The sequence below is a fragment of the Microtetraspora fusca genome (assembly GCF_001570365.1).
GTDB lineage: Bacteria > Actinomycetota > Actinomycetes > Streptosporangiales > Streptosporangiaceae > Microtetraspora > Microtetraspora fusca.
In genome coordinates this window covers 85,754-102,523 of the sequence record NZ_BBYK01000065.1, presented here as the reverse complement: position 1 = coordinate 102,523, position 16,770 = coordinate 85,754, and the positions used below count along the sequence as shown (strand labels likewise).

General features: G+C 70.2%; 19 protein-coding genes and 2 tRNA genes. 8 read left to right on the top strand and 13 right to left on the bottom strand.

Features of this window, described 5'->3' with window-relative positions; all coding sequences use genetic code 11:
* Nucleotides 1–5: 5 nt before the first annotated feature.
* Nucleotides 6–1,301: a carotenoid oxygenase family protein gene (locus tag AWQ68_RS31160; protein WP_066947234.1), complete on the bottom strand. Its 1,296-nt coding sequence runs from the start codon at nt 1,299–1,301 to the stop codon at nt 6–8.
* A gap of 28 nt (nt 1,302–1,329) precedes the next feature.
* On the bottom strand, nt 1,330–1,935 hold the full coding sequence (locus AWQ68_RS31155; protein WP_218007110.1) for a hypothetical protein: 606 nt from the start codon (nt 1,933–1,935) through the stop codon (nt 1,330–1,332).
* Between the two features lie 57 nt (nt 1,936–1,992).
* On the opposite strand from AWQ68_RS31155, the gene AWQ68_RS31150 reads away from it, so the two are divergent.
* Nucleotides 1,993–2,529 carry a PadR family transcriptional regulator gene (locus AWQ68_RS31150; RefSeq protein WP_066947230.1) on the top strand — a complete coding sequence of 179 codons (537 nt, stop codon included), beginning with the start codon at nt 1,993–1,995 and terminating at the stop codon, nt 2,527–2,529.
* 116 nt (nt 2,530–2,645) lie between these two features.
* Complete coding sequence (locus tag AWQ68_RS31145) at nt 2,646–4,574, top strand: Xaa-Pro dipeptidyl-peptidase (protein WP_066947228.1); 1,929 nt, start codon at nt 2,646–2,648, stop codon at nt 4,572–4,574.
* Nucleotides 4,575–4,645: 71 nt separating this feature from the next.
* Here AWQ68_RS31145 and AWQ68_RS31140 read toward each other — a convergent pair whose 3' ends face one another.
* The 5 genes from AWQ68_RS31140 to AWQ68_RS31125 form a co-directional block, all read right to left on the bottom strand.
* The gene (locus tag AWQ68_RS31140) at nt 4,646–5,002 is read right to left on the bottom strand and encodes a hypothetical protein (RefSeq protein WP_157545972.1); all 357 of its coding nucleotides are present in this window, start codon (nt 5,000–5,002) and stop codon (nt 4,646–4,648) included.
* A 132-nt stretch (nt 5,003–5,134) separates the two neighbouring features.
* Complete coding sequence (locus AWQ68_RS42940; RefSeq protein WP_157545969.1) at nt 5,135–5,275, bottom strand: hypothetical protein; 141 nt, start codon at nt 5,273–5,275, stop codon at nt 5,135–5,137.
* Between the two features lie 4 nt (nt 5,276–5,279).
* On the bottom strand, nt 5,280–5,639 hold the full coding sequence (locus AWQ68_RS31135; protein ID WP_066947215.1) for a hypothetical protein: 360 nt from the start codon (nt 5,637–5,639) through the stop codon (nt 5,280–5,282).
* Nucleotides 5,640–5,757: 118 nt separating this feature from the next.
* On the bottom strand, nt 5,758–6,081 hold the full coding sequence (locus AWQ68_RS31130) for a DUF4262 domain-containing protein (protein ID WP_066947212.1): 324 nt from the start codon (nt 6,079–6,081) through the stop codon (nt 5,758–5,760).
* Between the two features lie 10 nt (nt 6,082–6,091).
* Nucleotides 6,092–6,634 (bottom strand): RNA 2'-phosphotransferase, encoded by a 543-nt coding sequence (locus AWQ68_RS31125; RefSeq protein WP_066947209.1) that lies wholly within the window; start codon nt 6,632–6,634, stop codon nt 6,092–6,094.
* Between the two features lie 245 nt (nt 6,635–6,879).
* Between AWQ68_RS31125 and AWQ68_RS31120 the strand changes: the two genes are divergently transcribed.
* Nucleotides 6,880–7,248 carry a hypothetical protein gene (locus tag AWQ68_RS31120; protein WP_066947207.1) on the top strand — a complete coding sequence of 123 codons (369 nt, stop codon included), beginning with the start codon at nt 6,880–6,882 and terminating at the stop codon, nt 7,246–7,248.
* 548 nt (nt 7,249–7,796) lie between these two features.
* Here the strand turns inward: AWQ68_RS31120 and AWQ68_RS31115 are convergent.
* Nucleotides 7,797–7,872: transfer RNA gene (locus AWQ68_RS31115), tRNA-Lys, on the bottom strand.
* A gap of 339 nt (nt 7,873–8,211) precedes the next feature.
* Here AWQ68_RS31115 and AWQ68_RS31110 point away from each other — a divergent pair.
* Together AWQ68_RS31110 and AWQ68_RS42935 are read left to right on the top strand one after the other, a co-directional pair.
* Complete coding sequence (locus AWQ68_RS31110) at nt 8,212–8,646, top strand: hypothetical protein (protein ID WP_066947204.1); 435 nt, start codon at nt 8,212–8,214, stop codon at nt 8,644–8,646.
* Nucleotides 8,643–9,197 (top strand): hypothetical protein, encoded by a 555-nt coding sequence (locus tag AWQ68_RS42935; RefSeq protein ID WP_157545966.1) that lies wholly within the window; start codon nt 8,643–8,645, stop codon nt 9,195–9,197. The genes AWQ68_RS31110 and AWQ68_RS42935 overlap by 4 nt, the downstream gene beginning before the upstream one ends.
* Nucleotides 9,198–9,445: 248 nt before the next feature.
* Here AWQ68_RS42935 and AWQ68_RS31100 read toward each other — a convergent pair.
* A tRNA-Lys gene (locus AWQ68_RS31100) sits at nt 9,446–9,519 on the bottom strand.
* Between the two features lie 88 nt (nt 9,520–9,607).
* Here AWQ68_RS31100 and AWQ68_RS31095 point away from each other — a divergent pair.
* Nucleotides 9,608–10,453: an AAA family ATPase gene (locus AWQ68_RS31095; protein WP_066947200.1), complete on the top strand. Its 846-nt coding sequence runs from the start codon at nt 9,608–9,610 to the stop codon at nt 10,451–10,453.
* A gap of 89 nt (nt 10,454–10,542) precedes the next feature.
* The gene (locus AWQ68_RS31090; protein WP_084464593.1) at nt 10,543–11,913 is read left to right on the top strand and encodes a vWA domain-containing protein; all 1,371 of its coding nucleotides are present in this window, start codon (nt 10,543–10,545) and stop codon (nt 11,911–11,913) included.
* Here AWQ68_RS31090 and AWQ68_RS31085 read toward each other — a convergent pair.
* Nucleotides 11,910–12,692: a nuclease-related domain-containing protein gene (locus AWQ68_RS31085; protein ID WP_066947196.1), complete on the bottom strand. Its 783-nt coding sequence runs from the start codon at nt 12,690–12,692 to the stop codon at nt 11,910–11,912. The genes AWQ68_RS31090 and AWQ68_RS31085 overlap by 4 nt on opposite strands.
* 187 nt (nt 12,693–12,879) lie before the next feature.
* Between AWQ68_RS31085 and AWQ68_RS31080 the strand changes: the two genes are divergently transcribed.
* Nucleotides 12,880–13,479, top strand: coding sequence for a TetR/AcrR family transcriptional regulator (locus AWQ68_RS31080; RefSeq protein WP_066947193.1), 600 nt, complete (start codon nt 12,880–12,882; stop codon nt 13,477–13,479).
* A 6-nt stretch (nt 13,480–13,485) separates the two neighbouring features.
* On the opposite strand, the gene AWQ68_RS31075 is transcribed toward AWQ68_RS31080, so the two are convergent.
* The 3 genes from AWQ68_RS31075 to AWQ68_RS31065 form a co-directional block, all read right to left on the bottom strand.
* Nucleotides 13,486–14,643: an acyl-CoA dehydrogenase family protein gene (locus tag AWQ68_RS31075; protein WP_066947190.1), complete on the bottom strand. Its 1,158-nt coding sequence runs from the start codon at nt 14,641–14,643 to the stop codon at nt 13,486–13,488.
* Complete coding sequence (locus AWQ68_RS31070) at nt 14,640–15,824, bottom strand: acyl-CoA dehydrogenase family protein (protein ID WP_066947184.1); 1,185 nt, start codon at nt 15,822–15,824, stop codon at nt 14,640–14,642. The genes AWQ68_RS31075 and AWQ68_RS31070 overlap by 4 nt, the downstream gene beginning before the upstream one ends.
* Nucleotides 15,821–16,770, bottom strand: a 950-nt coding sequence (locus AWQ68_RS31065) for an acyl-CoA dehydrogenase family protein (RefSeq protein WP_066947182.1), incomplete at its 5' end; no start/stop codon positions are given. The genes AWQ68_RS31065 and AWQ68_RS31070, both read right to left, overlap by 4 nt.

The following is a 16,770-nucleotide window of genomic DNA, read 5'->3' as shown; positions in this document are numbered from 1 at the left end:
CGGGGTCACTCGTCCGGCATCCAGGAGCCGTGGAACCCGGCCGGGACCCGGCGCGGCAGCCGTACGGACGCCACCGGGGACAGGTCGGCCGCGTCGAGGACCAGCAGCTCCGCCCGCGATCCCACGATCGTGAGGAGCCAGCCGTGGTCGTCGTCCCCGCCCGCCTCGGGGTCGGCGGGTACGAACACCGCCTCGCCCGTGGAGGCGCCGACCCGGTGGGTGCGGCTCGCCCCGGTCACGACGTCGTATTTCACGATCTCCTCCCCGGCCACCGCGTACAGGTGGCGGTTGGGCAGGCCGATGCGCCGGTCGTCGATCGTCGGGAACTCCACGGTCCGGTCGTCGATCCGCTCCTCGGTGACGGCGCCGGTGACCGCGTCGAGCGTCCAGCGGTGCAGCGCGCCGCCCGGGGCGCGGGCGGCGGGGTCGGCGGCGCCGCCGATGTGCCGCCAGAGCCGGGTGAACCGATCGGGCGCGTAGCGGACGGCGTCGAGGACCACGCGGCCTGCGGCGTCCTCGCGCGCGTTGCCGACGTGGAAGACGTAGCAGGGGTCGATCTCGAACCAGCGCACCGGCCCGTCGCCCTCGCGCGGCATCACGCCGAGCCGGGCGCCGTAGCCGTCGTCCCACCGGTACGGCATGCCGTCCCCGAGCCGGCCCAGGTCGAACACCACCGGCAGGTCCAGCCAGACCACGAAGTGCTCGGTGATGGCGAAGTCGTGCATCATCGTCGAGCCCGGCACCTCGACCGGCCGGCTCTCCACCAGCTCGCCCGCCGCGTCCAGCCGGTGGTAGGTGAGGTACGGCGGGGCGAAGCCGTACCCGAAGAAGTGCAGCTCGCCGGTGCGCGGGTCCTCCTTGGGGTGGGCGGTCATCGCCGTGGTGAGCCGGCCGCCGAAGTCGCACGGGCCGAGGGTCTGCAGCTCCCCGCCGATCTCGTACGGCAGGCCCTGCTCGACCAGGGCGAGGATCCGGCCCGCGTGCCTGATGACGTGCGTGTTGACCGGGGCCGCGGTCAGGTCGACGCCGTCCGGGCCGACGAACGGGACCCCGTCCATGTGCCGGCTGTGGACCCAGCGGTTGCGATACCACTCGGCCCGGCCGTCCCGCAGCCGGACGCCGTGGATCATCCCTTCGCCGACGAACCAGTGGCCGGGGTCCTGGCCGGGCAGCGGGTTGGGGCCGTTGCGCAGGTAGCGGCCGGTCAGCGCGGGCGGGAGCGTGCCGGTGACGGGCAGGTCGACGGCGTCTATCTCGTCGGGGACCGGGGCGAGGTCTCCCTGAAGGTACGTGGCGGTCACGATGCTCCGATCTTGGAATGCGGGCTGTTCAGGCGGCCTGCGCGGCGCGGGCGCGGGCCCGGGCGAGCGCGGCGTAGCGCACGGTGAAGACGGCGGGGATCGCGAAGCCGCAGATCTTCACCGCGATGATCGCGACGGTGGCGTGCGGGGCGAAGGCGATCAGCAGGGCCAGTCCGGCGGCGTTGCAGGTGAAGGCGATCGCCCAGGCGGCGGTGATGACGACGTTGACCCGGTAGAACATCGGGGTGCTGTGCACCGCGGCGGGCACCCCCTCGCGGGCGATCCCCAGCGTGAACGGCCTGCGGATGGCGAGCGTGGTCCACGCGGTGAGCGCGAGCCAGCCGACCGCGACGGCCGGGCCGTACTCGCCGAAGGGCGCGGGGGTGATCAGGAGTGCGGCGAGGGCGAGCCCGGCGAAGAACACCACCGAGCCGATCTCGAGCACCAGCGCGTCCCAGGCGCGGCCCTTGCGGCGGTCCATCGCCAGCAGCAGGGCAGACAGCGCGAAAGCGGCGACCGCGCCGTACCGGGCCTCGCCGTTCGTGCTGAGCACGGCGAAGGCGATCCAGGGCAGGAAGCTGCGAAGGTAACCGAGCACGGGGGACTCCTCGGGACGACATTCCATGAGTGACATGTCGAAAGTAGAAGCTCCGGTGTCGACATGTCAACTGTGGAATGTAGGCTTGCCTCCATGAGTCTTCGCCACGCCATGCTCGGGCTACTGGCTCGCGGGCCCGCCAGCGGCTACGACCTGTTGAAACTGTTCGAGATCTCGCTGTCCAACGTCTGGCCGGCGACACAGAGCCAGCTCTACGCCGAGCTGGGCCGGCTCGCCGACACCGGCCTGGTCAAGGTCGTGGCCGAGGGGCCGCGCGGCCGCAAGGAGTACGCCATCACCGACGAGGGGATGGCCGAGCTGCGGCACTGGATCACCGACGTGGAGCCGAACCGGTCCCGGCGCAGCGACATGCTGCTCCGCGTGTTCTTCCTGAACACCGTCGAGCCCGACCAGGCACGGCAGTACCTGCGCGACCAGGCCGCGGCGGCCGCCAAACAGCACGAGGGGCTGACCAAGATCCGGGAGATCATCGCGGACGGACAGGACGCGCTGTCGGTCTACGGGCGGATCGCCGTGGAGTGGGGGCTGCGCTTCAGCGCCATGCAGCGGGAGTGGGCCGAGTGGGCCGTCGAGGAGATCGACCAGCTTCCCTCACCGACGCCCGAGTGATGTGCTATGTCACATAACTGGACCAAGGTGATTTCGAACCAATAAACGGATCTTGTCGGCGATACGGGCATCAACGGAGATTTACCAGAGTTCCCCCCAGTCTCTGGAGGCTCTCCGTGCCACAACTACGAGCAGCCCTCATCGCCGCCGTCCTGGTCGTCGTGGGCGCCACACCCGCCCACGCGGCCGACGGCCCGGCCATCACCGTCGAGCAGGGCCGCACCCAGCCGGTCTTCTCGTACGCCGACGCCATCCGCGAGCACGTCTACGTCGAGTCGGAGATCGACAGCGACGGCGACGGGCGGCTGGACCGGGTCCGGGTCGACATCATCCGACCCAAGGAGTCCGGTCCCGGCCTCAAGGTGCCGGCGATCATCGACGAAAGCCCCTACTACGACAACTCCGGCCGCGGCAACGAGTCCGAGCGCAAGGTCTACGACGCGAACGGGAACCTCGCCAAGTTCCCGTTGTTCTACGACAACTACTTCGTGCCGCGCGGCTACGCGGTGCTCGACGTCGACATGATCGGCACCACCAAGTCCGACGGCTGTCCCGACGTCGGCGGGCGGGGCGACGTGCTGGGCGGGAAGGCCGTCATCGACTGGCTGAACGGCCGCGCCCCCGCCTACCACGCCGACGGAACGCCGGCGTTCGCCGACTGGAGCACCGGCAAGGCCGCGATGATCGGCAAGTCGTACGACGGCACGCTCGCCAACGCGGTCGCGGCGACCGGCGTGCAGGGCCTGGAGACCATCGTCCCGATCTCCGCGATCAGCTCCTGGTACCGGTACCAGCGCTCCAACGGCGTCATCTACAACTACAACTACATGTCCTACCTGGCGAGAGTCGTCGACACCGACCCCGCCGCCAAGTGCGCCGCCGTACGGACGCGGCTGGACGCCGACGCCGACGACAGGACCGGCAACTACAACGCCTTCTGGGCCGAGCGTGACTATGTCAACGGCACCGTCGGCGACGTCTCCAGGGTCCGGGCCAGCGTCTTCGCCGTACACACGGTGAACGACCTGAACGTCAAGCCCGACCACTTCTCCACCTGGTGGGAGGCGCTCGCCGACCGGAACGTGCCGCGCAAGATCTGGGTCGGCCAGTACCAGCACGTGGACCCCTTCGACTTCGAGGGACGCCGCGACCTGTGGGTGGACACGCTGCACCGCTGGTTCGACCACTGGCTGCTCGGCGTGGGGAACGGCATCATGGACGAGCCCCGCGCCGACGTGCAGGTCGGCCCCACCTCCTGGATCACGCAGCGCGACTGGCCGGCGCCGGCCGCGTCGACCAAGTTCCTCCGGCCGGCGGCGGACGGCTCGCTCGCGCTCTCCCCGGGCAAGAACGGCGAGACCGCGACCTTCACCGACGTCCGCCAGTCCGAGGACGCGATGGTGGCCGACATCGGCACCGCCAAGCCCGGACGGGTGGCCTTCACCACCGGCGAGCTGCCCCGGGACCTGCGCCTGTCCGGCACGCCGGTCGTGGACCTGCGCGTCGCGCTCGACAAGCCGACCGCGAACCTGACCGCGCTCCTCGTCGACTTCGGCGAGGACACCAGGGTCGACTGGCGGCGCGGGCAGGGCATCACCACGCTCACCGAGGAGAGCTGCCACGGCGAGAGCACGGCGGCGGACGACGCCTGCTACCGCAAGGTCGTCACCAACGTGGCCACCCGACCGCTGGAAATCGTCGCCCGCGGCTGGATCGACGCGCAGAACCGCGACTCGCTCACCGATCCCTCCCCCATGACCCCCGGGACGTACGCGCAGGTCAAGTGGAAGACGCTGCCGCAGGACTACATCTTCAAGAAGGGGCACCGACTGGGCCTGGTGATCGCCGGGACCGACTCCACCTACAGCGGCGAGGCCGCCACCGGGGCGAAGGTCACCGTCGACCTGCACAAGAGCAGGGTGCAGGTCCCGCTCGTGCTCGGCGTCGGCCACTCCCTGACCGACGGCGACATCCCGAAGGACACGGGCACGTGGCACGGCCCCCGGCAGATCGACCTGCCGGTGCCGGAGAACCAGCTCTACTGATCCCCTGAACACCCCCTGAGCCGCGCCGGGCCCACACTCCCGGCGCGGCTCCGCGCTTACTGCGGCCGGGCTCAGTCCCAGAAGTTGAACAGCACCTCACCGACCGTGCCGGGCCCCCAGTACCGGATCTGCTCCAGCTCCCCCGCGGACAGCTCGCCGAGGTCGGCGCGATCGATCGGCGTGCCGAGTTCGTCGGCACTCAGCAGGCGGTACGGCGTCCAGCCGGTCGGCTCCACGCCCTGAAGGTCCCTGAACGCGAGCGTCATGTCGCCGTCGCCCCGCGCCTCGGCGAGCGCGAGCAGCGGGAGCAACGCATGCGCCAGGATCTCGAACTCGCCGCCGCGCCGGCGGAGCCTGGCCGCGTGAAAGCTCCGCCCCGCGTCTGCCGCCTCCACGGACAGCACCCTGCCGCCCGTACGAAGGGCCACGGCGTGCGCGATCCGGGACAATTCGCGGGGCTCCGAGCGCACTCCTGCGTCCCCGAACCCGGTCGCTCCACGAGGAAGCCGGAAAGGCAGCGCCGCCGACCGCTGCCGACGGCAGATCGGCTCGGTGGCCACCTACTCTCCGGGCAGGTCGGGCGGCAACGTCGGCAGCGGCGAGGCAGTCCAGACCCGTTCCAGGAAAACGTCCCGGCGCACGATGGTCTCGCCCTCGCCGAAACGCGACCTGATCACGGTCATGTGCGACTTGGCGGTCATCCAGCTATGGCCTGAACTCGTGAACCACGTCGATCGTGCCGACGATGTGCGCGTTGAACTCCGGCAGTTCTTCGGCAGGCACCCACAGCTCGAGGATCTCGCGACCACCGGCCTGCCGTACGGGATAGCGAGCGAGGAAGTCGCTCTCGACCTGGAAGCGGGTGACGTAGCCGACCCCGGAATGCGGGACGTTCCAGTCACGTGCGATCTTGATCGCGTACTCCTCGTTCAGGACCGGGTAGAAGATCGGCTGTTCCGGCAGGCGCGGCGGCCACTCCCGCCACCCCGATCGTCGGACCAGCTCCAACTCCTGCCGCCCGGTCGGCCGCCAGAGCGTGGTGAGCGCCGTCGGTTGCACCGCCATGTCGGCCTCCCTCCCTCGTCGAGGGTCATCCTCCCGAATCGACGGCCGGCGAGTCAGCCCGTTTTCCGTCGCCCTGGTCTCGGACGAGACGCCGGGCGAACAGATGAGACGAAGGAGGTTACGGCAGTCGCGCCCACGGTCCGGGCGCGTGCTCGGATTTGGGGATCCAGAGCGACGGCTGCCGCTCTCGAACATGCGGGGAGCAGGTCGCGTTCCAGGGGAACGCCCCATCACCGTCCGGCCAGACCATCTCGGTGAACGCCGGCGGCACATGGCGGTAGAACCACAGCGCCGATCCGAACAAGGGCTGGTGCCAGCTCTCGTGAACGGGCCTGATGACGACGGGAATGCCTTCCAGCACGTCGTCACGTTCCTGTTCGACCGCTATCGGACGGCCGGCCGCGACGGCGTCGCCCAGGATGTCGGAGGCAACGCCTGCCATCGATCCCGGATCAGCCGGGGAAGCGCAGGAAAACCGGATCGACGTGATCGGCGAGCCATACGCCGTTGGCGCTGAGCCGGAACTCGTGCCCCGCGGCGTGCATCGCGCCCGCGTCGACGACCAGCACCACCGGAATGCCACGGCGGCCGCCCACCCGCTCGGCGGTCTCCCGGTCCGGGGACAGGTGGACGTGATGCCGGTTCATCGGCCGCAGGCCCTGTTCCCGGATGGCGGCCAGATAGCGGCCCACGGTCCCGTGGTACAGCGTCGCGGGGGGCTCGACTACCGGAAGGCCAAGATCCACCGGAACGGAATGCCCCTGGCTGGCCCGGATCCGCCCGTCCTGGAGCACGTATCGCTTTTTGTCGTTGGCGGCGACGACATGCGCCAACTCCTCCGGGGCGATAGGGAAGCCGTGCCGGGCGGCGGCCTTCAGGAGCACATCCACCTCGACCCAGCCGCCGTCGTCCAGGGTGATGCCGATCCGCTCAGGCTCGTGGCGCAGGTGCTTGGCCAAGTACTTCGACACGCGCACCATCCGCCGCTGCTCCATCCGCGTCACGCCCCTCCGTACTTATCCGGGACAACACTTATCCGGGACAACCGGAACACGATGCTTCCCGGTGACTCCGCCATTCGAGTCTCCCCGGAGTACGGCGCACGGCGTCAACAGGATTTCGGCCCTCGGAAGAAGCACCCACAGCCACACGGACAGCGACCTCTTGAATACACTCCCCCGCGACTCGACACGTCCGGACCATTCACCGACGCGTTCGGCGGCGATCCGATATCGCCTGGATGGATCTGCCGCTGTCAGGAGAACGGCTGTCAGAGATCGTCCTGTTCGGTGACGGAAAAGCCGCCGACGTCATGGTGGAGCTTTGCGACGGCCGGCAGTTCACCCTGCCGCTGGGCGGTGCGCTACGAGTGGTCGGCTGCCCCGGATTGAAAACCGAGGTGACGAGGTGGGACGACCGCTCCCTGGTCATCCGGTACTTCGGCGAGGGCCTGGCCGTCGCCGCAGCCCGGATCGAGGTCCCCGACTGGACCGACGAGCCGGAGGAGGCGTTCCATTCCGCCGTTCACAAGTGGCTGGCCACCCCCGGCTTTCAGGAGCTTCCCTATGCGCTGGAAATCGAGATCGAAGTAACACCGGCCAGGTTATGAGATCTCAATGCCTGGTACGGGGTCCAGCCCGTAGCCGTGGCACTGGCCGGGGTGGCGGCGGCGAGGGTTCCGGTAGCGAGGGCCCCGGCCACCGCCAGTGTCACGCCGAACCGTGCGGCTTTCTTTCGCATGACATCGTCCTTCCTCTATGGGCGGCGCACGCGCCGCCGTACGGACGGCCCCACGCCAACCATTGTTGATCTAGGAAGGTAGGCATCTATTTCGGCCTTGCCCGAAAGGTGTGTGCGCCCGGCGGCGGACCAGCACGTCCCGACACGCAGCCAGCCGACTCTGTCAGCCTGGCACCCGGCCAGCTATTGAATGTCTTGTTCGGGTTGATCGCGACGCAGGCGGCGCCATCGATCACTTGGGTAGGTCAGTGGTCTTGATCAAGCCCCACCTGGCCGCGCTGGGGGAGCGGGCCCGATGTGCCCCTTCGGGTGGAACAAGGCGACAAGACCTGATCAGGATGGGCGTGAGCCGCCATCAGGTTGGCGTCGAATGAAGAAAGCCCAGGTTGGCGATGCCGACCTGGGCTTTCAGCAAAGTGCGCCGCCAGGGACTCGAACCCCGGACCCGCTGATTAAGAGTCAGCGGTTCACCCTCTCCCCCCATGCCGACCGCCTCCACGCCGCACCGATTGATGCTGGCCTGTACAGCCATCACCCGGTTTGAGTGCCCTTCAATGCCAGCGCCTGACGCGCCGTTCCACAGCATCCGAGCGACCACCGAGCGACCCAGGGTCGGCCACAATCCACCCGCCGCCAAACATCGCAGTACACCCGCGGGGCCCGCTATACCAACGCACCGCTTGCACAACGCCACCGCCGAAGGCCGGTGCGAGAGGTTCAACGAAGCGTGCCATGCCGATAGGTCCGGAGTCTCCTGCGGTAGGACATTTCCCACCCCGGGTTGCGAGGCGCGTCGCCAGCAGCCCTCGGAGCCGGGCGAAGTCATGGCAGGATGGCCGAGCCGTTCCTGCCCTCCGGTCTGATTGTGTCGGGAAGTGCGAAGATGGTCATCATGAGCGTCAACCGGCGAGAAGAATCCTTGAACGAACTGGCCGAGGCGATCCGGAGGGTGGATATTCCGGACGCGCCGGCGATTGTGCGGGCGTCGGTGGAGCCTTACTTGGATGCTGACGGCGAGCAGGCACTGAAGGCCATGATCGTCCTTGCCGCACCCGAAGAGGGTGGTTGGTCAGCGGAGTTCACTCACGCACTGCGCAGACAGGTGAACAGGCTCGCCGCCGAACGTCAAATCAATGAGCATGTTTACGTCACCCTCTTCACTGAGGAGGAATTCGCAGCCCGGGAACACACCGACGAACCTCTGGAAGACGGGAGCACGAGCGCCATCGACCAGGCCCTTGGCCAGGACCGGCAGGACAGGTCGTGAGACGAGACTTCAAGGCCGACGACTACCTTCACCTCGCAGACACCCTTGCTGGCCGTACTGCGGGGCGTGGCCGCCCTCGCACCGCTTATCTGCGTCGGGCCACGTCAACCGCCTACTACGCGCTCTTTCATGAGTTGGTGCAGCATGGCGCAAAGCGAGCGGCCAGAACCGGACCAATCGAGCACCAGCAGGCGATCAGCCGGTGGTACGCCCACGGCAACTTCAAGAAAGCCGCCCGCTGGGTGGAAGACATTGCCGCAGGCCGTACGCCTCCCAACCCCGTGAAGCTCCTTCTCATCGAGCCCGCTATCAGAACGGTGCCAGGTGATCTCGAAGTCCTGGCGAGCGCATTCAGCGAACTACAGGAAGCCAGGCACGGCGCGGACTACGATCCTGCCTTCAACGCCACACGTCTGAGCGCCCTCGGTCACATCAACACCGCCCGCTCGGGCATCGAGGCCATCAAACGCATGGACAAGAACAACCTTCACCAGTTCGATATGTTCCTCCTGCTTGCCCTCGGCGGCGAGCGGATGATCAAGAACAGCTGACCCCACCCCCGCCTTCCTCCACCTCGGGTGCCATCTGATCGCTTGCGATCTTCCCGGTGCCAGGCTTCACCCAGACGTCGGTTCCGGCCTTCGACGCAGCAAATGATCACGCCGCGGACCAGGATTTCGGCTGGCGAGCAAACGACGAGCGACCATCATGATCAACATAATTGGGCAGAGCCTCGTGGAGAGGATCATCAAATGAAGAAAGCCCAGGTTGGCGATGCCGACCTGGGCTTTCAGCAAAGTGCGCCGCCAGGGACTCGAACCCCGGACCCGCTGATTAAGAGTCAGCTGCTCTAACCAACTGAGCTAGCGGCGCGGAAGCAGTTAGAGGTTATCGCAGGACCCAGATCCCTCAAAATCGGGCTACGCTAGAACAACGTTCGGTTCGATCAAGAGGAGCGGCGATGTGGTTCGCCTCGCCTGACGAGGTCCGGGGGCGGCTCGCCGCCGTGGATTACCTTGCCGACGACGGCATCGCCACGTCGGTGTTCCTCGCCGGCGCGCTCGGCAAGCCGCTGCTGGCCGAGGGCCCGGCCGGCGTGGGCAAGACGCAGCTCGCCAAGGCGGTGGCGCAGGCGACCGGGGCGCGGCTGATCCGGCTGCAGTGCTACGAGGGCCTGGACGAGGCCCGCGCGCTCTACGAGTGGAACTACAAGAAGCAGCTCCTGCGCATCCAGGCCGACGGCGAGGCGTGGGAGGACATCTTCTCGGAGGAGTTCCTGCTGGAGCGCCCGCTCCTCAAGGCGATCAGGAGCGACGAGCCCACGGTGCTGCTCATCGACGAGACCGACAAGGCCGACGTCGAGGTCGAGGGGCTGCTGCTGGAGATCCTTTCCGACTTCCAGGTCACGATCCCGGAGCTCGGCACGATCACCGCCACCCGCCGCCCGTACGTGGTGCTCACCTCGAACGCGACGCGCGAGCTGTCGGAGGCGCTGAAGCGGCGCTGCCTCTACCTGCACCTCGGCTATCCGACGCCGGAGCGCGAGCGCGACATCGTGCTCGCGCAGGTACCGGAGCTGCCCGGCCTGCTGGCCGAGCGACTCGCCCGTACGGTGGCCACGCTGCGCGGCCTGGAGCTGAAGAAGTCGCCGTCGATCGCCGAGACGGTCGACTGGGCGCGCACGCTGCTGGCGCTGGGCCGTACGGACCTGGACGAGGGCGTGATGGCCGCGACGCTCGGCGTGGTGCTCAAGCACGACTCCGACCAGAGCCGGGCGGCCAAGGAGCTCGGGCTGCCCCGGCCATGAGCGGGCGCCGACCGGAGGCGGCCGGTGGGAGGGCCGGCGGAAGGGCCGCACCGATCGAGGTGTACTCGCACTCAGAAAGGTAGGGCGGTGTGAGCGAGCCGCTGCTCGACCGGCATGTGGCGTTCGTGGGCGCGTTGCGTGAGGCGGGGCTGCCGGTGTCCCTGGCCGAGGGCCTCGACGCCGCCCGGGCGCTGACGGTGATCGACCTGGCCGAACGCGAGACGCTGCGCGAGGCGTACGCGGCCACGCTGGTGAAGCGCGCCCAGCACCGGCCCGGCTTCGACGCGCTGTTCGACCTGTGGTTCCCTCCGGTGATCTCGGACGGCCCGCCGGAACCGGCTCCCGACCACGCCGCGCGCCCGGTCCTCCCGAACGAGACGGCCGAGCTGCGGGACCGGCTCGCCGAGCTGCTCATGGGCGACCCGGACGATCCCGCGTTCCGCGCGTTCGCCCGGTCGATGGTGGGGCGGTTCGGCCGGGTGCCGGCCGCGGGGAACCGGCAGTCGTGGTTCTCGTACCCGGTGCTGCGCGCCCTCTCCCCGCAGACGCTGATCGCGCGGCTGCTGGACGCGATGCTCGCCGAGCGCGGCGGCGTCCCGGAGGCGCTCGCCCGCACCCAGATATCCCGAAATATCAGGAAGTTCGAGGAGGCCGTCGTCTCCGATGTCCGCCGCAGGATCGCCGAGGATTCCGGCATCGAGAAGATCGCCAGGACGTCGGTGCCGCCACCGATCGACCGCGTCGACTTCCTGCGTCTGACGAGGGACGAGCTGGCCCGGCTGCGCCGGGAGGTCCATCCACTCGCCCGCCGCCTCGCCACCCGGCTCACCGCCCGGCGGAAACAGGGACGGCGGGGACGGCTCGACGTCCGCCGCACCGTGCGGGCGTCGCTCTCCACCGGCGGCGTGCCGCTCACCCCCCGCCTGCGCCCGCGCCGTCCGCACCGGCCGGAACTGGTGATCCTGTGCGACGCGAGCGGCTCGGTCGCCGCGTTCTCGCACTTCACGCTGCTGCTGACGTTCGCGCTGCGCGAGCAGTTCACCAAGGTGCGGGCCTTCGCGTTCGTGGACACCGTGGACGAGATCACCGCGTACTTCCGCCCCGGCGTGGACGTCCTGGACGCCGTCACCCGGATGACGGAGGAGGCCGACATCGCCAGGTTCGGGCGGACCGACTACGGCCACGTCTTCACCCGGTTCGCCGAGCGGTACGCGGACGCGATCGGGCCCCGGACGTCACTGCTGATCCTGGGCGACGCCCGCTCCAACTACCAGGCGCCCGCCCTGGACGCGCTGCGGCGGCTCGCCGGGGAGGCCCGGCACGCCTACTGGCTGAACCCCGAGCCGCGCCCGCAGTGGGACACGGGCGACTCCCTCGCCTCGGCGTACGCCGCGATCGTCCCGATGTACGAATGCCGCAACGTCGCCCAGCTCGCGGCGTTCGTCGAGGATCTCGCCTAGCGGCGGCGCAGGGCGGTGCCGCGCAGGATGCGGGCGGCGGTGCGGGCGAGCAGTTCGACCTGCTCCTCCGTCAGGGAGCCGTCGGACCGGGAGCGGATCCAGCGGGCCACCTTGTGCGGGTAGGCGACGGTCAGTCCTTCGGCGGTGACCGTCCCTCCCCTGCCCTCGATCTTGCCGCTGTGGGCGGCGAGCACCGGCGCGATGGCGACGTCGATGCCGGTCTCGCGAGTGAGGAGCGCGGCCAGCGCCGACGCGGCGTCGATCAGGCCCTTGGCGACCGAGGTGCCGAACTTCTCGTCGAAGAACAGCCGCTCGCCGTACCGGGCGATGTAGGTGTCGGGCGACCACGCCTCGTTGTCCACGATCCAGACACCGCCGGGCCCGATGACGAGATGGTCGATCGACGCCTCTCCCGGTACGGCGCGGCCGTCCATGACGCGGTAGCCGTGCCGGGTCAGGGCGCGGCGCAGCAGGCGGCCGGTGCGGACCTCGCCGCGCCTGCTGCCCCGCCACACCGCCGTACGGGCGAAGGACCGCCAGGCGACCAGGAAATCGGCGAGCGCGGCCAGGGCGCCGACGACGAGCCCGGCCAGCAGCGTGTCGGACAACCCGAACCGGGCCGCGAGCAGGCTGCCGGCGGCGAAGCCCGCCACACCGATGACTCCGCGGGTCCACAGGCGGCTCTTGCGGCCGGCGAACCAGAAGGTGACATAGAGGTTCTGCGGCGACGCGCCGGTAAACTTCTCGTCGCGCGGCACGTAGATGGACCCGCTTGGCACCGGATGCTCCCCGAAAGACCAGGACTGCTCGTCCCACGCTAGACCGAGCAGGGGCTCCAGGTCTCGAAAACGGGGCTCCAGGTCAGGAAAAGTCGCACCTCTGCAACAAAGACCCATATCCCGGCAACGCGCTCGGAACCGACCAGTCGGTATGCTAGGCCCCGGGTCGCATCAGGGGAGGGTCGTCATGGCGCGCAGCGGAGTCGCCGCCGAGGAGCCCGTACGGCATCGCCTGCTCGCGGAGGCCACGCGCCTGTTCGCCGAGAGAGGCTTCGAGAGCACCTCGGTCCAGGAGATCGTCACGGCGGCCGGGGTCACCAAGGGCGCCATGTACCACTACTTCGCCTCGAAGGACGACCTCCTCCACGAGATCTACGGTCGCGTCCTGCGGATGCAGATGGAGCGCCTGACCTCGTTCGCCGAGGGGGACGCCCCCGTCGCCGAGCGCCTGCACGCCGCCGCCATGGACGTGGTCGCCACCACCATCGAGAACCTCGACGACTCCAAGATCTTCTTCCGGTCGATGCACCAGCTCGCCCCGGACACGCGCCGGACGGTACGGGCCGAGCGCCGCCGCTACCACGAGCGCTTCCGCGACCTGGTCGTCGAGGGCCAGCGGTCCGGGATCTTCCGTGACGACGTCCCGGCCGAGATGGTGGTCGACTTCTTCTTCGGCTCGGTCCACCACCTCGGCACCTGGTACCACCCGGACGGGGCGCTCAGCGGCGCGGAGGTCGGCCGCCACTTCGCCGACCTCCTCCTCGCCTCGCTGCGCCCGGAGTCCTGACCCGCCTCAGACGGGGGCGGGGACGTCCACGAGGTCGGCGAGCGCGGCACGGTGCTCGCCGGGGGCGCCGAAGGCGATCTGATCGGCCTTCGCCCGCTTGAGATACAGATGCGCGGGATGCTCCCAGGTCATTCCGATGCCGCCGTGGAGCTGGACGCACTCCTCGGCCGCGTGGACCGCCACGTCCGCGCAGTGGGCCTGCGCCACGGCCACCGCCACCGCCGTCCCGGGATCGTCGTCCGCGACGGCGCCGGCCGCGTTGCGCGCGGCGGCCCGGGCGCCGCCGATCTCCAGCCACAGATCCGCCAGCCGGTGCTTGACCGCCTGGAACGACCCGACGGGGCGGGCGAACTGGCGGCGCTCCTTGACGTACGCCACGGTGGCGGCCAGGCACCACTCGGCGAGGCCGAGCTGCTCCGAGGCGAGCAGCCCCGCGCCGAACCTGAGAGCCTCCCCCACGATCGAACGGGCCGCGTCCGACCCCTCGCCCCGGGCGACGATCCGGCCCCGGGCGGACCCGAGCGAAACCATCGCCACCGGCCGGGTCAGGTCCAGCGACGTCACCGGGGTGATCTCGACACCCCGCTCCCCGGTCTCGACCGCGATCAGGGCGCTCTCCTCCCGCCCGGGCAGGCGGGCGGGGACCAGCAGCACGTCGGCGATCTCGGCGCCCGCGACGCCCGTCACCCGGCCGCTCACCACCACCGCGTCGCCGTCCGCCGGTTCGTACGTCACCTCGGCGCCCGCCCGCCGGTACGGCGAGGCCGCGAGGGACACGGCGAGGGCCGCGGTGGCCTCCCCGGAGGCGAGCCGCCGCAGCAGTTCGTCGGCCACCTCGCCCGGCCCCGCCGTACGCGCGGCGAGCAGGGCGCGGGTGGCGACCACGGCACTGGTGAGGAACGGGACGGGCGCGACGGCCCGGCCGAGTTCCTCGAGCACCACCGCCGCCTCACGGGCCGACGCGCCCGCGCCGCCCAGTTCCTCAGGAACGAGCAGCCCCGCCGCGCCGATGTCGCGGGCGAGCGCCTTCCACAGGTCCCCGTCGTACGGCGCGGCCGACTCGATCCGGGCGAGGACGGCCGAGTGCGGGCAGGCGTCGGCGAGCAGGTCCCGGACCGCCGCCCGGAGCTCCTCCTCGACGTCGGTGTAGAGCAGCGTGGTCATCGAGGCAGGTCCTTCCAGGGGATGTCCTTGTCGGCGCGCGGCTCGGAGGGAAGGCCGAGCACCCGCTCGGCGATGACGTTGCGGAGGATCTCGGAGGTGCCTCCCTCGATGGAGTTGCCCTTCGCCCGCAGGTAGCGGTAGCCCGCCTCGCGCCCGACGAAGTCGACCGTCTCCGGGCGGCGGAAGGTCCAGTCGTCGTAGGCGAGGCCGTCCTCGCCCAGCAGCTCGACCTCCAGCCCGGACAGCTCCTGGTGCAGCCGGGCGAACGACAGCTTCATGCCCGAGCCCTCGGGCCCCGGGCGTCCGGCGGCGAGCTGCTCGCGCAGCCGCGCCCCGGTGAGGCGCAGGACCTCGGCCTCCACCCAGAGGCGGAGGAGCCGCTGATGCAGGTCGTGGGTACGCAGCTCGGGGCGCGAGCGCCACGTTTCGCAGACCGCGTCGATCATGGTGCGCCGGCCGGAGGCCCCGCCGATCGCGACCCGCTCGTTCATCAGCGTCGCCTGCGCGACCCGCCAGCCGTCCCCGACCTCGCCGAGCCGCAGCGAGTCCGGGAGCCGGACGCCGGTGAGGAAGACCTCGTTGAACTCGGCCTCGCCGGTGATCTGCCGCAGCGGCCGCACCTCGACGCCCGGCGCCCGCATGTCGCAGACGAAGTAGGTGAGCCCCCGGTGCTTGGGCACGTCCGGGTCGGTGCGGGCGACCAGGATCGCCCAGCGGGCGGTGTGGGCCACGGAGGTCCACACCTTCTGCCCGTCCACGACCCACTCGTCGCCGTCCCTGACCGCTCGCGTGGCGAGCGAGGCGAGGTCGGACCCGGCGCCGGGCTCGCTGAAGAGCTGGCACCAGACCTCCTCCCCCGTCCAGAGCGGGCGCAGGAAGCGCCTCTTCTGCTCGTCGGTGCCGAAGGCGAGGATCGTCGGCGCCGCCATGCCGAGGCCGATGCCGATGCGGCCGGGCCGGTTGTCCGGCGTCCCCCGCAGCTCGCTCTCCACCGCGGCCTGCAGCTCGCGCGGCGCGCCGAGGCCGCCGAGCCCCTCGGGGAAGTGGACCCAGGCGAGGCCGGCGTCGAACCTGGCGCGCAGGAAGCCCATCCGGTCCGTCGCCGAGGGGTCGTTGGCGGCGAGGAAGGCGCGGGCGTGCTCCCGCACCGCCGCCTCGGTCCAGATCGTGCCCGCTGTCATGCCCGGTCCTCCATGTACGTGCGAAGCTCCCGGTACGCCAGGGAGCGCTTGTGCACCTCGTCCGGGCCGTCGGCGAACCGCAGGCTCCGGGCGCCCGCCCACATCGCGGCGAGCGGGAAGTCCTGGCTGAGGCCGCCCGCGCCGTGCGTCTGGATCGCCTTGTCGAGGATCCACTCGACCGTCGCCGGGGTCGCGATCTTGATCGCCTGGATCTCGGTGTGCGCGCCACGGTTGCCCACGGTGTCCATCAGCCACGCCGTCTTGAGCACGAGCAGGCGGAGCTGCTCGATGCGCACCCGCGACTCGGCGATCCAGTCCTGCACCACGCCCTGCTGGGCGATCGGCTTGCCGAACGCGGTGCGGTCCAGCGCGCGGCGGCACATCATCTCGACCGCCCGCTCGGCGATGCCGATCAGCCGCATGCAGTGGTGGATCCGGCCGGGCCCGAGCCGGGCCTGCGCGATCGCGAAGCCGCCGCCCTCCTCGCCGATCAGGTGGTCGGCGGGCACCCGTACGTCCTCGAAGATCATCTCGGCGTGGCCGCCGTGGTCGGCGTCGTCGTAGCCGAAGACGGTCATCCCGCGCCGGACCGTCAGCCCCGGGGTGTCGCGCGGCACGAGGATCATGCTCTGCCTGCGGTGCGACGGCGCGGACGGGTCGGTCTTCCCCATCACGATGAAGACCGCGCAGCCGGGGTTCATCGCGCCGGTGATGAACCACTTGCGACCGTTGACGACGTACTCGTCGCCATCCCTGACGATCGACGTGGCGATGTTGGTCGCGTCGGAGGAGGCGACGTCCGGCTCGGTCATGGCGAAGGCGGAGCGGATCCGGCCGTCGAGCAGCGGCTCCAGGTATTTCTCGCGCTGCCGGTCGGTGCCGAACTGGGCGAGCAGCTCCATGTTGCCGGTGTCGGGGGCGGCGCAGTTGGTGGCGGCGGGGGCGA

Excerpts from the sequence above, each read along its gene's own strand:
- AWQ68_RS31155 (WP_218007110.1), bottom strand. The coding sequence starts at position 1,935 with ATGTCACTCATGGAATGTCGTCCCGAGGAGTCCCCCGTGCTCGGTTAC.
- AWQ68_RS31150 (WP_066947230.1), top strand. The coding sequence starts at position 1,993 with ATGAGTCTTCGCCACGCCATGCTCGGGCTACTGGCTCGCGGGCCCGCC.
- AWQ68_RS42940 (WP_157545969.1), bottom strand. The coding sequence starts at position 5,275 with ATGACCGCCAAGTCGCACATGACCGTGATCAGGTCGCGTTTCGGCGAG.
- AWQ68_RS31135 (WP_066947215.1), bottom strand. The coding sequence starts at position 5,639 with ATGGCGGTGCAACCGACGGCGCTCACCACGCTCTGGCGGCCGACCGGG.
- AWQ68_RS31130 (WP_066947212.1), bottom strand. The coding sequence starts at position 6,081 with ATGGCAGGCGTTGCCTCCGACATCCTGGGCGACGCCGTCGCGGCCGGC.
- AWQ68_RS31125 (WP_066947209.1), bottom strand. The coding sequence starts at position 6,634 with ATGGAGCAGCGGCGGATGGTGCGCGTGTCGAAGTACTTGGCCAAGCAC.
- AWQ68_RS31120 (WP_066947207.1), top strand. The coding sequence starts at position 6,880 with ATGGATCTGCCGCTGTCAGGAGAACGGCTGTCAGAGATCGTCCTGTTC.
- AWQ68_RS31110 (WP_066947204.1), top strand. The coding sequence starts at position 8,212 with ATGGCCGAGCCGTTCCTGCCCTCCGGTCTGATTGTGTCGGGAAGTGCG.
- AWQ68_RS31095 (WP_066947200.1), top strand. The coding sequence starts at position 9,608 with ATGTGGTTCGCCTCGCCTGACGAGGTCCGGGGGCGGCTCGCCGCCGTG.
- AWQ68_RS31080 (WP_066947193.1), top strand. The coding sequence starts at position 12,880 with ATGGCGCGCAGCGGAGTCGCCGCCGAGGAGCCCGTACGGCATCGCCTG.
- AWQ68_RS31075 (WP_066947190.1), bottom strand. The coding sequence starts at position 14,643 with ATGACCACGCTGCTCTACACCGACGTCGAGGAGGAGCTCCGGGCGGCG.
- AWQ68_RS31070 (WP_066947184.1), bottom strand. The coding sequence starts at position 15,824 with ATGACAGCGGGCACGATCTGGACCGAGGCGGCGGTGCGGGAGCACGCC.